We start from the raw sequence: 13652 nt of genomic DNA, 5'->3' as shown, positions 1-13652 counted from the left end.
ATGCAGTGAAAAACGCCGAAACCCCAGTATTCAAACTGGTCCTGTTCGGGCCTGAATGCAGCCTGGGCAGTGCCCTGATGGTCGAGCTGCTGTCGCGCCAGCACGAAGTGACCGCCGTGGTCGACAACCTCAACCGCCACGCCCCGCGCCCTGGCCTGCATTTCAAGATAGGTGGGCTGGGCGATGCCGACCAGGCAGAGCAAGGCGCGGCCGGAGGCTCGGCGGTGATAGCCCTACTGTCGGCGCTGGCACCGCGTGACCTGCTGGAACAAGCCCGCATGAGCGACGCGTTGGTGGCGGGGTTGAAGCCTACGACTATACGCCGGCTGTTGCTGGTGGGCGATTTCGATGTGCTGGATGAGCCGAGCAAGTACAGCGAGATAGAGCGCGAATGCGTGGATCAGGTGGTCGATGGGCTACAACGCAGTGTGTTGCACTGGACGCTGATCAACGCGCCGCAGGAACTGGCCGGGTTGGGGGTGGAGCACTTTCGCAGCACCGAGGGCACGCTGGAACCTGGACTAGCTGAGCCACTGCGGCGTCTGGCCAGGATCGCGGCGGGGATGGTGGATATGCTGGAGCTGGATTTGCACCGGGGCGAGCATCTGAACTTCGTGGTCTAGATCGCCGGCGATGGGTCGCAAAGCGGCCCCGAAATCTCAAAGGCTACGCTCTTGCTCCAGCCAATCCACAAACCGCTCGATCAACGCCCCACGCCGCTTACGCGGCGGCAACACCGCGTAATACCCGCGCTCCGAGCACAAACTCCCCTCCAGCGGCCGGCACAGCAAGCCTTGCTCCACCAACCCATCCACCAGGTGCCCCCAGCCAATCGCCACCCCTTGCCCGGCAATGGCCGCCTGGATCAGCAACGTATAGTTATCGAAGCGCAACTGCCCCGCCGGCGGTGGGCTGGCTACGCCAAACGCGCGAAACACCCCCGCCCAGTCAAACCAGCGGCTGGCCTGCTCACCCTTCAAATGCAGCAGCGGCAATCGTTGCAAAGCCACGGCTGACAAGGGTTTGCCATGAGTTAGCCGGGGGCTGCAGACCGGGAAAACTTCTTCATCGAACAGCCAGCGGCTCTCACCCTGGTGAAAACGCCCGTCGCCAAACAACACCGCCACGTCAATGTCCGGGCGCAACATACCCTGGCTGCGTTCACCCGTGACCAGGCTCACATCCACCTGTGGATAAGCGTCATGAAAACGCTGCAGCCGTGGCATTAGCCAAAACGCCGCAAAGGCAAAGTCGGTAGCTACCTGCAACACCTCACGCTGGCTGCGCCCACTGGCCTGGGCAATGCCCTCGTCCATGGCCTGTAAACCCTGATGCACCTGTTCAAACAGCACCCGGCCAGCCTCAGTCAGCTCGATGCCCCGGTAAATGCGGTCGAACAGGCGCGTAGCCAACTGCGCCTCCAGCCGTTTGACCTGCTGGCTCACCGCCGGCTGCGTGGTGCCCAGCTCCACCGCAGCAGCGGTAAAGCCACGCAACCGCGCTGCAGCCTCGAACACGCGCAAGGTATCCAGTGACAGCTCGGCAAGGTGGTCAAACATAAGCGTGGCTAATCCCAATCATTGCCCGCCATGGGCTTTACCCATGTTATCCGCAGTCGCATCTTGGTAGGCAAGCGGTTCGCATAACCTTCAACGATGGAAGCCTCCATGACGCGCCCGAATATCCTGTTCATCATGGCCGACCAGATGGCCGCGCCTTTGCTGCCGATCTACGGCCCTTCGCCCATCCACATGCCACACCTCAGCCGGCTGGCCGAACAGGCCGTGGTGTTCGATTCGGCCTACTGCAACAGCCCACTGTGCGCGCCCTCGCGCTTTACCCTGGTCAGCGGCCAGTTGCCCAGCCGCATCGGTGCATACGACAACGCCGCCGACTTCCCCGCCGACGTGCCGACGTACGCGCACTACCTGCGCCGCCTGGGCTACCGCACTGCGCTGTCGGGCAAGATGCACTTCTGCGGCCCGGACCAACTACACGGCTACGAAGAGCGCCTGACCAGCGATATCTACCCGGCTGACTACGGCTGGGCGGTGAACTGGGATGACCCGGATGTGCGCCCAAGCTGGTACCACAACATGTCCTCGGTATTGCAGGCAGGCCCGTGCGTGCGTACCAACCAGTTGGATTTCGACGACGAAGTCGTGTTCAAGGCGCGCCAGTACCTGTACGACCATGTGCGTGAAAACGATGGCCGGCCGTTCTGCCTGACCGTGTCGATGACCCACCCGCACGATCCCTACACCATCCCCAAGCGGTATTGGGATCGCTACGAAGGTGTTGATATCCCTATGCCACGCGCCGAGTTTGCCCAGCAACAACTCGACCCGCATTCGCAGCGCCTGCTGAAGGTCTACGACCTGTGGAACAAGCCGCTGCCTGTGGACAAGATACGCGACGCTCGCCGCGCCTATTTTGGCGCCTGCAGCTACATCGACGACAACATTGGCCAACTGCTGCAAACCCTGGAGGAATGCAACCTGGCTGAGGACACCCTGATCGTGTTTTCCGGCGACCACGGCGACATGCTGGGTGAGCGAGGCCTCTGGTACAAGATGCACTGGTTCGAGATGTCAGCGCGGGTGCCGCTGCTGGTGCACGCGCCAAAGCGCTTCGCGCCAGCCCGGGTCAGCGCCTCAGTGTCCACCTGCGACCTGCTGCCGACCCTGGTCGAACTGGCCGGCGGTACTGTGGATAACCACTTGCACCTGGACGGCCGCTCGCTGCTCGGCCACCTGCAAGGGCAGGGCGGCCACGACCAGGTCATCGGTGAGTACATGGCCGAAGGTACCGTCGGCCCGCTGATGATGATCCGCCGTGGGCCGTATAAATTCGTGTACAGCGAAGACGACCCTTGCCTACTCTATGATCTGAGCCGCGACCCGCACGAGCGGGAGAACCTCACCGGCAGCCCAGACCACCAGGCGCTGCTGCAGGCATTTGTCGATGAAGCACAGCAGCGTTGGGATATCCCCAGCCTGCGCCAGCAGGTTTTGGCCAGCCAGCGGCGGCGCCGCCTGGTGGCCGAGGCGCTGGCCATCGGCAAGCTGAAAAGCTGGGACCACCAACCGCTGGTGGACGCCAGCCAACAGTACATGCGCAACCACATCGATCTCGACGACCTCGAGCGCAAGGCACGTTATCCACAGCCCGCACCCCTGGATTGAGAAGAGAGACCGCCATGCACAAGTTCTCCGCCGCCGTGTTCGCCCTGGCCCTGGGCACCGCCACCGCCCACGCTGCAGACACCGACGCGCAATGCAGCACCGTGAAATTGGCCGACCCCGGCTGGAGTGACATTGCCTCGACCAACGCCGTGGCCCGCCTGCTGCTGGAAAGCCTGGGTTATCAGGTGAAGATTGACAGCCTGGCGGTACCGATCATCTACGGCGGCCTCAAGGATGGTCGGGTCGATGCCTTTCTCGGTAACTGGATGCCAGCGCAGCAAGGCTTTCATGACAAGTTCATCGCCAACGGCGACGTGCAGCAGCTGTCACGCAACCTGGAAGGAACCGAGTTCACCCTGGCCGTGCCCGATTATGTGTGGAATGCCGGGGTGAAGGACTTTGCCGACCTGCAGAAACACGCCGACCAGTTCGACAAGAAGCTATATGGAATTGGCTCTGGCGCACCGGCCAACCTGTCGTTGAAGGAAATCATCGACAAGAATGAATTCAACCTCGGCCAGTGGAAGCTGGTGGAGTCCAGCGAGCAGGCGATGTTGACGCAGGTCGACCGGGCAGTGAAGAAACAGCAGTTCATCACCTTCCTTGGCTGGACCCCGCACCCGATGAATGTGAAGCTGAAGATGCATTACCTGACAGGCGGGGAAAAATGGTTTGGCAGCAAGGGCGAGGTGTACACACTGACACGCAAGGGTTATCCACAAGCATGCCCGAATGCGGCGAAGCTTCTGGGTAACCTGAAGTTCACCCTGGATATGGAAAACTCCATCATGGCCGAGGTTGTGGACAAGAAGATCAGCTTTGATGAAGCAGCCAAGGCTTGGCTGAAGGCGCATCCCGAGCTGCTGGAAGGGTGGTTGGCTGGAGTGACTACCAAGGTCGATGGCAATGCCCTGGAGGCCGTCAAAGCCAAGCTGTAATCTCAGACGCGACGCGCCCCATTGTAGGAGCGGGTTTACCCGCGAATGCTGCAGTGAAATGTACCGCCGCATTCGCGGGTAAACCCGCTCCTACAATGGGCCAGTGTACCTTCGGAACTGTGGATATCTCATGCATCGCCTCTTCCTCTTGCTGCCCTTCCTAACCTGGCTCCCCCGCCAATCGGGCCGCAGCCTGCGCCAGGACCTGCTGGTGGGCCTGAGCGGTGCCATTCTCGCCCTACCGCAATCCATCGCCTATGCCCTGATCGCCGGCCTTCCCGCCGAATACGGCCTGTATGCCGCCATCGTGCCGGTGCTTGTCGCCTGCCTGTGGGGCTCGTCCTGGCACCTGATCTGCGGCCCGACCGCCGCCATTTCCATCGTCCTCTACGCCAGCATCAGCCCGCTGGCCGTGGCCGGCAGCGCCGACTACATCACCCTGGTGCTACTGCTGACCTTCCTTGGCGGTGTTTTCCAGTTGCTGCTCGGGCTTTTGCGCTTCGGAGCACTGGTCAATTTCGTTTCCCATTCCGTGGTGCTCGGCTTCACCCTGGGTGCCGCTGTGGTCATTGCCTTGGGCCAACTGCCCAACCTGCTGGGCCTGCAGCTGCCCAGCCAGGCCACAGCGTTAATGACCGTGCAAAGCCTGGCCGGCCATGTCGGCGAGGTGGACCTGCCCTCATTGATCCTCGGCCTGACCACCCTCGTAACTGGCTTGGCCTTCAAGCTGTGGCGCCCACGCTGGCCCAGTCTTTTGATCAGCCTGATCCTGGTCAGCCTGCTGGCGTTGATGCTGCCCGGCTTGTTTGGCCATGTGCCGCGCGTACCGGCATTCACTGGCCAACTGCCGCCCTTTAGCCCGCTGCCACTACTGGACATTGAACTTATCCTGCGCCTGCTGCCCACTGCCGTAGCGGTTGGCATGCTTGGGTTGGTCACCAGCCTGTCGATTGCTCGTTCGTTATCGGCACGTTCGGAGCAGTTGATCGACGCTAACCAAGAAATCCGCGCACAGGGCCTGTCAAACATCGTCGGCGCATGGTTCTCCGGCTACCTGTCTTCCGGCTCCTTCACCCGCTCCGGCTTAAGCTACGACGCCGGCGCCCGTTCGCCCATGGCCGGCGTATTCTCGGCACTGTGGGTGGCACTGTTCGCCGTTGCCGGGGCTGGGTTGATCGCACATCTGCCAATTCCTGCGATGGCTGGCAGCATTCTGCTGATCTGCTGGGGGTTGGTGGATCACAGGGCGATCCGTGCGCTGTTCCGGGTCAGCCGTTCAGAGTTCCTGGTGATGGCGCTGACAGCGGCGGCGACGCTGTTGCTAGAGCTGCAAACGGCGATCTACGCCGGGGTGCTCGCTTCGCTGTTCTTCTATCTGAAACGCACTTCACGGCCACGGGTACAGCAGAGCCGTGAAGGGGAGGCGGATGTGCTGCGAGTGGGCGGGTCGATCTTCTTTGGCGCGGCGCATTATCTGCAGGTGCGTTTGCAGCGCTGCCAGGGGCCGCATGTGGTGATCGATGCGCGGCAGGTGAATTTTATCGATTTCTCTGGTGTGGATATGTTGCACCGCGAGGCGCGGCGGTTGCGCCGGGCAGGCGGGAGTCTGACCTTGCACCGCGCCAGGCCACAGGTGATCGAGGAATTGCAGAAGCTGGAAGGGGTGGCGTTGTGCCCAATCCGGTTTGAGGAGTGATGTTGAGATCCGGGGGCCGCAAAGCGGCCCCCAACAATCTCAGCCCCGAGCGAGCTGCCTGCGCAATTCAGCCAAAACCGGCGCGGTATCCGGCCGAACCCCACGCCAGATAAAGAACGCTTCGGCCGCCTGCTCAGCCAGCATCCCAAGCCCATCCAGCACCTTGGCCGCCCCCAGCTTTTCGGCCCACTGGCAAAACGGCGTCGGCTCCTTGCCATACATCATGTCGTAGCAAACCGTGCGCCCCGCCGCGACCAAGCTGTCGGCAATCGGCGGCAGTTCCCCAGCCAGGCTCGCCGAAGTGGCATTGATTATCACATCCACCGGCTCCTGCAACCAGGCAAACCCGCTGGCTACCACCGGCCCCAGTTCGTCGAACTCACGAGCCAGCTGTTCGGCCTTTTCCACGGTACGGTTGGCAATCACCAGCGATTGCGGCTTGTGCGCCAAAATCGGCTCCAGCACGCCACGCACGGCACCACCGGCACCCAGGATGAGGATGCGCTTGCCGGCCAACTCGACCCCGGCATTCACCGTCAGGTCACGCACTAGGCCAGCACCATCAGTGTTATCGCCCTGCAAGGTGCCATCGGCCAGCTTGCTCAGCGTGTTCACCGCGCCCGCACGTTGGGCACGCGGGGTCAGGCTGTCGCACAGGCGGTAGGCTTCTTCCTTGAATGGCACGGTGACGTTACCGCCGCTGCCTTGCTTGAAGAACCCGCGCGCGCAGTCGCTGAACTCGTCCAGCGGCGCCAGCAGGGTGGCGTATTCTAGGTCCTGGCCGGTCTGCTCAGCGAACAGGCGATGGATCAGCGGCGATTTGCTGTGGCCGATGGGGTTACCGAAAACGACGTACTGGTCCATGGCAATTCCTTGGTTATCAACAGGCTTACTGGCCCAGCCAGTCGCGGTCTTGCAGGAAGTACTCGGTCAGGCGTGCTTCTTCGCTGCCCGGTGCGGCCTTCCAATCGTAACCCCAACGCACCTGCGGCGGCAGCGACATCAGGATCGACTCGGTACGGCCACCGGACTGTAGGCCGAACAGGGTGCCACGGTCATAGACCAGGTTGAACTCCACGTAACGGCCACGGCGGTATTCCTGGAACTCGCGCTGCTGCGGGGTGTAAGGCGTGTCCTTGCGCCGTTGGATGATCGGCAGATAGGCGTTGACGTAGGCATCACCGATGGCGCGGATGAAAGCGAAGCAGGTGTCGAAGTCCCACTCGTTCAGGTCATCGAAGAACAGGCCACCAATACCGCGTGGCTCGCCACGGTGCTTGAGGTGGAAATAGCGGTCACACCAGGCCTTGTAGCGCGGGTACACGTCGGCGCCAAACGGCGCGCAGGCCTGTTCAGCCACGCGGTGCCAGTGAATGCAGTCCTCCTCATTGCCGTAGTACGGGGTCAGGTCGAAGCCACCGCCAAACCACCACACCGCTTCTTCCCCTTCCTTTTCGGCGATGAAGAAGCGCACATTGGCGTGGGAAGTGGGTACATGCGGGTTGTGCGGGTGGATCACCAGCGACACGCCCAAGGCCTCGAAGCCACGGCCCGCCAATTCGGGGCGGTGGGCACTGGCCGATGGCGGCAGGCCGGCACCGAACACATGGGAAAAGTTGACCCCACCTTTCTCGATCACCTTGCCGTCGCCGATCACCCGCGTGCGGCCCCCGCCACCGGCTTCGCGCACCCAGGCGTCCTCGACGAAGCGGGCGCCGCCGTCTTCAGCTTCGAGGGCAGAGCAGATGCGGTCTTGCAGGTCGAGCAGGTAGGCTTTCACGGCCTCGGTGCGGCTAGTCATCGGGTCACCAGGAACGGGCAGGGAAGAATTCGCCGCGTAGCATACCACCGCCAGCCCGCGCGCCGCAGTTGACGGCGATCAAGCAAAGGCGTCCGATAGAAGGCCTTCCCCGATCCCAACTACAGGAGTGCGAGATGGCCAAGCGTATCCAGTTCAGCCAGCATGGCGGCCCGGAAGTGCTGCAGTTTGTGGAATTTGAACCTGCCCCGCCGGGGCCACTGCAGGTGCGTGTGCGTAACCATGCGATCGGCCTGAACTTCATCGACACCTACTTCCGCAGCGGGCTGTATGCGCCGCCGTCCCTGCCTTCGGGCCTGGGCACTGAAGCGGCAGGCGTGGTCGAGGCGGTGGGCGAGGGGGTAACCCGACTGAAGGTTGGTGACCGCGTGGCCCATGCTGGCGGCCCACTGGGTGCGTATAGCGAGGTGCATACGCTGCCAGAGGCCAACCTGGTCAAGCTGCCCGACAACATCAGCTTCGAACAGGCTGCGGCGGTGATGCTCAAGGGTTTGACTGTGCAGTACCTGCTGAAGCAGACCTACGAGGTCAAGCCAGGTGAGGTGATCCTGTTCCACGCCGCTGCTGGTGGTGTAGGTTCGCTGGCATGCCAGTGGGCCAAGGCCTTGGGCGCCAAGTTGATCGGTACCGTGAGTTCTGCCGAGAAGGCCGAACGGGCCAAGGCGCTGGGGGCGTGGGCGACTATCGACTACAGCCGCGAAGACGTGGCCAAGCGGGTGCTGGAGCTGACCGACGGCAAGAAATGCCCGGTGGTGTATGACGGCGTCGGTGCAGATACCTGGCTGACCTCGCTGGACTGTCTGCAGCCACGTGGGCTGATGGTGAGCTTTGGTAATGCCTCGGGCGCGGTGAGCGGGGTGAACCTGGGGATTCTGGCGCAGAAGGGTTCGCTGTATGTGACCCGGCCGACGCTGGCGACCTATGCGAATAATGCCGAGAACACCCAGGCAATGGCGGATGACCTGTTTGCCATGATTGGCAGTGGCAAGCTAGTTGTGGATATCCAGCAGCGGTATCCGCTGAGTGAGGCGGCGAAGGCGCAGGTGGAGCTGTCGGCGCGGCGGACTGTGGGGTCTACTGTTTTGTTGCCTTGATCGGCATAAGAGCGCGTTAGGGCGGGCAGGTGCTTGCCTTGGTTTTTGTGGTGTTGCGCAGATCGAGCGCCGCCCCCGCGGCGCATCGCCGGCAAGCCGGCTCCCCCCAAGCGCGCCGATTTCAAGTCATGTGCAGTACCTTTGGGAGCTGGCTTGCCGGCGATCGAGGGCGAAGCCCTCGCCAGCGATATCAGCCCGGGCGCACGACCTCGCCTGTCGCCAGGTTACGAATCACACTCGGGTTCTTCCGCCCACCCAGCGCGCCACCCAGTACCAGGTCCAGTTGGCCATGGAAATACTGCTCCACCCGCAACCGGGTCTTCGCCGCCGGACGCCCGCCAGGGTTGCACGAGGTGGAAATCAACGGCCCTACCAAGGCACACAGCTCGCGCACCACCGGGTGGTCGCTGACCCGCAGCGCCACGGTGTCATGTTCACCGGTCACCCACTCGGGCAACAAGTCCTGGTGCGGGACCAGCCAGGTGTTCGGCCCCGGCCAGGTACTGCCCATGCGGTCTATCCAGTCTTCAGGAAAGTCCTCGAACAAGAAGTCGAACTGGCGGATGTTGTCGGCAACCAGGATCAACCCTTTATCCACAGGCCGCGACTTCAGCGCCAACAGGCGATACACCGCGTCTTCGTTCCACGGGTCGCAGCCCAGGCCCCAGACCGCTTCCGTCGGGTAGGCGATCACTGCGCCCGCCCGAATCTCACGTGCGGCTTGTTGCACACGAAAACTGCTCACCATTGCTGTCTCTCCGCCGTTGAACCTTGCTTGTGCGCAGTGTACTTAGCCCGCGCGGGCAAACCAACGCCCAGCTTCATTGCTCACTCGGCCTGCCAGCTCAAGCTCGGTAAGTTGTGCCAGTACCACCGCCAGCGGCTGCTCGCTGCAGTGGGCCAGGCTTTCGCTGGTCTGCGGTGCGGCATGCAGCAAGGCAAGCAAGGGGTGGTCGAATTTGTCCACAATGGCGGGCGGCAGGTTCTGCCAGCCTTGCAGGCTTTCCATAATCTGCTCCACTGTTTCCACCAGCTGCGCGCCGTCACGGATCAGCTGGTGACAGCCCTTGGCGCCTGGGTGGTGGATGGAGCCCGGTATGGCATACACCTCGCGACCTTGTTCGGCCGCCAACCGCGCCGTTATCAGCGAGCCGCTGGCGAGGCTGGCCTCTACCACCAACACGCCCAGCGATAAGCCACTGATGATGCGATTACGGCGGGGGAAGTTGCCGGGCAGCGGCCCGGCGTCCAGTGGATACTCCGACACCAGCGCGCTACCACTGTCGATCATCGCCCTGGCCAGCTCCCGGTGCCGCTGTGGATAAAGTTTTTGCAACCCAGTACCCAACACGCCAATCGTGCCCCCGCCAGCCTGTAACGCGCCCCGATGAGCGGCGCCGTCAATGCCCGCAGCCAGCCCGCTGGTGATGATGAAACCGGCCTGCGCAAGGTAACGAGCAAATGCCCCGGCGATATCCAGAGCCGGCGGTGTAGCACGTCTACTACCCACAATTGCCAGCTGCGGGCGGCTAAGCAAAGCGGCTTCGCCAGCCACAAAAAGCAGCGGCGGGGCATCGTCAATTTCTGCCAACAGCGCGGGGTAATCCGGGTCGTCCCACATCAACAAATGCTGGCCAGGGCGCTCTAGCCAGGCCATTGCGGCCAACGCGCCATCGCGGACTTCGGCGCTGCGCCGAGCGTCAATAGTGGCCTGGGGAATGCCCAGCGCCCGCCAGGCAGAACCCGGCGCGCTAAGTGCTGAAGAAGCGCTGCCGAATGCATCGAGCAAGTGATGGAAGCGTCGCAGTCCGGTCTCGGGAAGGCGATGCAGGCGCAAACGCGCCTCCAGTTCGGCAGGCGGGCAAGGCGACGAATGGTGCATAGACATAGCGATCATCCTTGATCAAAACGGGGCCATCAACGTGGCACAACCTGTGGATAACTTTGTGGGTAACAGTTTGAAAAGCTGTCCATTGATTGGGGGCTATCAAGCCCATAGACACCCTAGACGAGCTTGCCAGGTGCTGAAATCCCCGTTTCCCTTTATTATGTGTGCTCAGTTTTCAACCGAACGCACAGTGACTGCCTGACCTTATGGCCATCTTGAACATTCTCGAATTCCCGGACCCGCGCCTGCGCACCATCGCTAAACCGGTGACGGTGTTCGACGACGCCCTGCGTCAGCTGATCGACGACATGTTTGAAACCATGTACGAAGCCCCTGGCATTGGCTTGGCCGCCACCCAGGTCAACGTGCACCAACAAGTCGTGGTCATGGACCTCAGTGAAGACCGCAGCGAGCCGCGCGTCTTTATCAACCCCACGGTCGAAGAGCTGACCCACGACATGGGCCAGTACCAGGAAGGCTGCCTGTCGGTACCGGGCTTCTACGAGAACGTCGACCGCCCGCTGCGTGTGCGGGTCAAAGCCCAGGACCGCGACGGCAAGCCATACGAGCTGGAATGCGAAGGCCTGCTGGCGGTATGCGTGCAGCACGAATTCGACCACCTCAACGGCAAGCTGTTTGTCGACTACCTGTCGCAGCTCAAGCGCGATCGGATCAAGAAGAAGCTGGAAAAGCAGCACCGCCAGCAAGCCTGATCCCCACCTTCCAGAAGGCTTGCTCCGGCAAGCCTTTTTCTTTTTTGAAGCGAGAACTCCATGCGCATCGTCTTTGCAGGCACACCAGAGTTTGCCGCCGAACACCTCAAGGCCCTGCTCAACAGCCCGTACGAGATCGTGGCCGTCTACACCCAGCCCGACCGCCCCGCCGGCCGTGGCCAGAAGCTCATGCCGAGCGCGGTCAAGGCGCTGGCCGTGGCCAATGACATTCCGGTGTTCCAGCCGCCGACCCTGCGCAATGCCGAAGCCCAGGCCGAACTGGCCGCGCTGAAGCCAGACCTGATGGTAGTGGTCGCCTATGGCCTGATCCTGCCGCAGGTGGTACTGGACATCCCGCGTTTGGGCTGCATCAACAGCCATGCCTCACTGCTGCCACGCTGGCGCGGTGCGGCGCCGATCCAGCGCGCCGTGGAGGCTGGCGACGTCGAAAGCGGCGTGACCGTGATGCGTATGGAGGCGGGCCTGGACACCGGCCCGATGCTGCTCAAGGTGGTCACCCCGATCAGCGCCGACGACACCGGCGGCAGCCTGCACGACCGCCTCGCCGAAATGGGCCCGCCCGCTGTGGTCCAGGCCATCGCTGGCCTGGCCGACGGTTCGCTGCCCGGTGAAGTGCAGGACGATGCTCAGGCCACCTACGCGCACAAGCTGAACAAGGACGAAGCCCGTATCGACTGGAGCCGCCCGGCCGTCGAACTGGAACGCCTGATCCGTGCCTTCAACCCCTGGCCGGTGTGCCACAGCACCCTGGATGGCGAAAGCGTGAAGGTGCTGGCCGCCAAGTTGTCCACAGGCAAGGGCGCCCCAGGCGAGATTATTTCCGCCAGCAAGGATGGCCTGGTGGTCGCCTGTGGTGACCAGGCACTGAGCCTGACCCGCCTGCAACTGCCCGGGGGAAAGGCGCTGAACTTCAGCGACTTGTTCAATAGCCGGCGCGAGAAGTTCGCCACCGGCAAGGTGCTCGGCCAATGAACCCACGCCTCGCCGCCGCCCGTGCACTTGCCGCTGTGCTCAGTGGCAAGGCCTCGCTGAACAGCTCGCTGCCGGCACAGCTGGACAAGGTCGATGAACGCGACCGTGGCCTGACCCAGGACCTGGCGTTCGGCACCGCACGCTGGCAGCCACGCCTCGACCTGCTGGCCGCACAATTGCTGCAGAAGCCGTTCAAGGCTGCCGACGCCGACGTGCAGGCACTGCTGCTGGTCGGCCTGTACCAGCTGTTCTACACCCGTATTCCGGCCCACGCCGCCATCGGCGAAACCGTCGGCTGCGCCGACAAGCTGAAGAAGCCGTGGGCCAAGGGCCTGCTCAATGCCGTGCTGCGTCGCGCCCAACGTGAAGGCGAGGAATTGCTCGCCAGCATGGAGCGCGACCCGGTGGTGCGCACGGCCCACCCGCGCTGGCTGCAAAAAGCGCTGAAGGCTTTCTGGCCGGAACAGTGGGAAGCCATCTGTGCCGCCAACAACGCCCACCCGCCGATGATCCTGCGGGTCAACCGCCGCCATCACAGCCGCGATGCTTACTTGGCGCTGCTGGCCGAGGCAGGCATTAGCGCCAGCGCCTGCCAATACAGCCGTGACGGCATCGTGCTGGGCGAAGCCTGCGACGTGCGCGGCCTGCCAGGTTTCGCCGAAGGCTGGGTGAGCGTGCAGGACGAAGCCGCTCAGCTGTCTGCCGACCTGCTGGACCTGGCCCCCGGCCAGCGCGTGCTCGACGCCTGCTGCGCGCCAGGCGGCAAAACCTGCCACCTGCTGGAAGCCGAAGCTGGCCTGGCCCATGTGGTGGCCATCGACCTCGAAGCCAAGCGCCTAACCCGCGTGCGCGAAAACCTCGACCGCCTGCAACTGGACGCTGAACTGATTGCCTGCGACGCCCGCGACACCGCCAGCTGGTGGGACGGCAAGCCGTTCCAGCGCATCCTGCTCGACGCGCCGTGCTCGGCTACCGGCGTGATCCGCCGCCATCCGGACATCAAGCTGACCCGTCAGGCCGACGACATCCCGGCCCTGGCCGCGCTGCAAGGCGAGCTACTCGATGCCCTGTGGCCAACCCTGGAAGTAGGCGGCACGCTGCTGTACGCCACCTGCTCCAGCCTGCCGACCGAGAACACCGAAGTGATCGACGCTTTCCTCACCCGCACCCCGGGTGCCCGTGAGCTGGACCTGGCCACCGAAGCCGGCCTGCGCCAGCCCCACGGCCGCCAGCTGCTGGCCCAGGAAGGCGGCCACGACGGTTTCTACTATGCCAAGCTGATCAAGATCGCCGCCTCGCGCGGATAAGAACAACAGGTAGGGAGTA

Annotated in this window: 13 protein-coding genes; 8 read left to right on the top strand and 5 right to left on the bottom strand. The window is 63.2% G+C overall.

Annotated elements, in window-relative coordinates; all coding sequences use genetic code 11:
- Nucleotides 1–5: 5 nt before the first annotated feature.
- Nucleotides 6–623, top strand: a complete 618-nt coding sequence (locus tag DV532_RS00160; protein ID WP_056793797.1) for an NAD(P)-dependent oxidoreductase — start codon at nucleotides 6–8, stop codon at nucleotides 621–623.
- Between the two features lie 36 nt (nucleotides 624–659).
- Here the strand turns inward: DV532_RS00160 and DV532_RS00155 are convergent, their stop codons facing one another.
- Nucleotides 660–1559 (bottom strand): LysR family transcriptional regulator, encoded by a 900-nt coding sequence (locus DV532_RS00155; protein WP_056793800.1) that lies wholly within the window; start codon nucleotides 1557–1559, stop codon nucleotides 660–662.
- A 108-nt stretch (nucleotides 1560–1667) separates the two neighbouring features.
- On the opposite strand from DV532_RS00155, the gene betC reads away from it, so the two are divergent.
- From betC to DV532_RS00140, 3 genes are all read left to right on the top strand, one after another.
- Nucleotides 1668–3185 (top strand): choline-sulfatase, encoded by a 1518-nt coding sequence (gene betC / locus DV532_RS00150; RefSeq protein WP_056793802.1) that lies wholly within the window; start codon nucleotides 1668–1670, stop codon nucleotides 3183–3185.
- A 14-nt stretch (nucleotides 3186–3199) separates the two neighbouring features.
- The gene (gene choX, locus DV532_RS00145) at nucleotides 3200–4123 is read left to right on the top strand and encodes a choline ABC transporter substrate-binding protein (protein WP_056793804.1); all 924 of its coding nucleotides are present in this window, start codon (nucleotides 3200–3202) and stop codon (nucleotides 4121–4123) included.
- Between the two features lie 130 nt (nucleotides 4124–4253).
- Nucleotides 4254–5819 (top strand): SulP family inorganic anion transporter, encoded by a 1566-nt coding sequence (locus tag DV532_RS00140; RefSeq protein WP_056793806.1) that lies wholly within the window; start codon nucleotides 4254–4256, stop codon nucleotides 5817–5819.
- A gap of 39 nt (nucleotides 5820–5858) precedes the next feature.
- On the opposite strand, the gene aroE is transcribed toward DV532_RS00140, so the two are convergent.
- Nucleotides 5859–6683, bottom strand: coding sequence for a shikimate dehydrogenase (aroE, locus tag DV532_RS00135; RefSeq protein ID WP_056793808.1), 825 nt, complete (start codon nucleotides 6681–6683; stop codon nucleotides 5859–5861).
- A 25-nt stretch (nucleotides 6684–6708) separates the two neighbouring features.
- Nucleotides 6709–7620, bottom strand: a complete 912-nt coding sequence (gene hemF, locus DV532_RS00130; protein WP_019098072.1) for an oxygen-dependent coproporphyrinogen oxidase — start codon at nucleotides 7618–7620, stop codon at nucleotides 6709–6711.
- A gap of 134 nt (nucleotides 7621–7754) precedes the next feature.
- Here hemF and DV532_RS00125 point away from each other — a divergent pair, with 134 nt between their 5' ends.
- Nucleotides 7755–8732 carry an NADPH:quinone reductase gene (locus DV532_RS00125; protein WP_056793810.1) on the top strand — a complete coding sequence of 326 codons (978 nt, stop codon included), beginning with the start codon at nucleotides 7755–7757 and terminating at the stop codon, nucleotides 8730–8732.
- A 190-nt stretch (nucleotides 8733–8922) separates the two neighbouring features.
- On the opposite strand, the gene DV532_RS00120 is transcribed toward DV532_RS00125, so the two are convergent.
- Both DV532_RS00120 and dprA read right to left on the bottom strand, forming a co-directional pair.
- A complete protein-coding gene (locus DV532_RS00120; protein ID WP_023660948.1) occupies nucleotides 8923–9480 on the bottom strand; it encodes an L-threonylcarbamoyladenylate synthase in 558 nt (185 codons plus the stop codon).
- A 42-nt stretch (nucleotides 9481–9522) separates the two neighbouring features.
- Entirely contained in the window at nucleotides 9523–10620 is a 1098-nt protein-coding gene (gene dprA, locus DV532_RS00115) for a DNA-processing protein DprA (protein WP_056793812.1), read from the bottom strand.
- Nucleotides 10621–10826: 206 nt separating this feature from the next.
- On the opposite strand from dprA, the gene def reads away from it, so the two are divergent.
- From def to rsmB, 3 genes are read left to right on the top strand one after another with little or no spacing between them, the layout of a single operon-like run.
- Nucleotides 10827–11333, top strand: coding sequence for a peptide deformylase (gene def, locus DV532_RS00110; RefSeq protein ID WP_003260000.1), 507 nt, complete (start codon nucleotides 10827–10829; stop codon nucleotides 11331–11333).
- Between the two features lie 60 nt (nucleotides 11334–11393).
- Nucleotides 11394–12326 (top strand): methionyl-tRNA formyltransferase, encoded by a 933-nt coding sequence (fmt, locus tag DV532_RS00105; protein ID WP_056793814.1) that lies wholly within the window; start codon nucleotides 11394–11396, stop codon nucleotides 12324–12326.
- Nucleotides 12323–13633 (top strand): 16S rRNA (cytosine(967)-C(5))-methyltransferase RsmB, encoded by a 1311-nt coding sequence (rsmB, locus tag DV532_RS00100; RefSeq protein WP_056793816.1) that lies wholly within the window; start codon nucleotides 12323–12325, stop codon nucleotides 13631–13633. The genes fmt and rsmB overlap by 4 nt, the downstream gene beginning before the upstream one ends.
- Nucleotides 13634–13652 lie beyond the last annotated feature (19 nt).

This window comes from Pseudomonas sp. Leaf58, assembly GCF_003627215.1.
In the GTDB taxonomy this organism is placed as follows: domain Bacteria; phylum Pseudomonadota; class Gammaproteobacteria; order Pseudomonadales; family Pseudomonadaceae; genus Aquipseudomonas.
This window is presented reverse-complemented; position numbering and strand designations above follow the sequence as displayed.

What these genes read in the sequence shown, in the direction of transcription:
- rsmB (WP_056793816.1), top strand. Translation starts at nt 12,323, where the DNA reads ATGAACCCACGCCTCGCCGCCGCCCGTGCACTTGCCGCTGTGCTCAGT.
- DV532_RS00125 (WP_056793810.1), top strand. Translation starts at nt 7,755, where the DNA reads ATGGCCAAGCGTATCCAGTTCAGCCAGCATGGCGGCCCGGAAGTGCTG.
- fmt (WP_056793814.1), top strand. Translation starts at nt 11,394, where the DNA reads ATGCGCATCGTCTTTGCAGGCACACCAGAGTTTGCCGCCGAACACCTC.
- hemF (WP_019098072.1), bottom strand. Translation starts at nt 7,620, where the DNA reads ATGACTAGCCGCACCGAGGCCGTGAAAGCCTACCTGCTCGACCTGCAA.
- def (WP_003260000.1), top strand. Translation starts at nt 10,827, where the DNA reads ATGGCCATCTTGAACATTCTCGAATTCCCGGACCCGCGCCTGCGCACC.
- DV532_RS00120 (WP_023660948.1), bottom strand. Translation starts at nt 9,480, where the DNA reads ATGGTGAGCAGTTTTCGTGTGCAACAAGCCGCACGTGAGATTCGGGCG.
- aroE (WP_056793808.1), bottom strand. Translation starts at nt 6,683, where the DNA reads ATGGACCAGTACGTCGTTTTCGGTAACCCCATCGGCCACAGCAAATCG.
- choX (WP_056793804.1), top strand. Translation starts at nt 3,200, where the DNA reads ATGCACAAGTTCTCCGCCGCCGTGTTCGCCCTGGCCCTGGGCACCGCC.
- dprA (WP_056793812.1), bottom strand. Translation starts at nt 10,620, where the DNA reads ATGTCTATGCACCATTCGTCGCCTTGCCCGCCTGCCGAACTGGAGGCG.
- DV532_RS00140 (WP_056793806.1), top strand. Translation starts at nt 4,254, where the DNA reads ATGCATCGCCTCTTCCTCTTGCTGCCCTTCCTAACCTGGCTCCCCCGC.
- betC (WP_056793802.1), top strand. Translation starts at nt 1,668, where the DNA reads ATGACGCGCCCGAATATCCTGTTCATCATGGCCGACCAGATGGCCGCG.
- DV532_RS00155 (WP_056793800.1), bottom strand. Translation starts at nt 1,559, where the DNA reads ATGTTTGACCACCTTGCCGAGCTGTCACTGGATACCTTGCGCGTGTTC.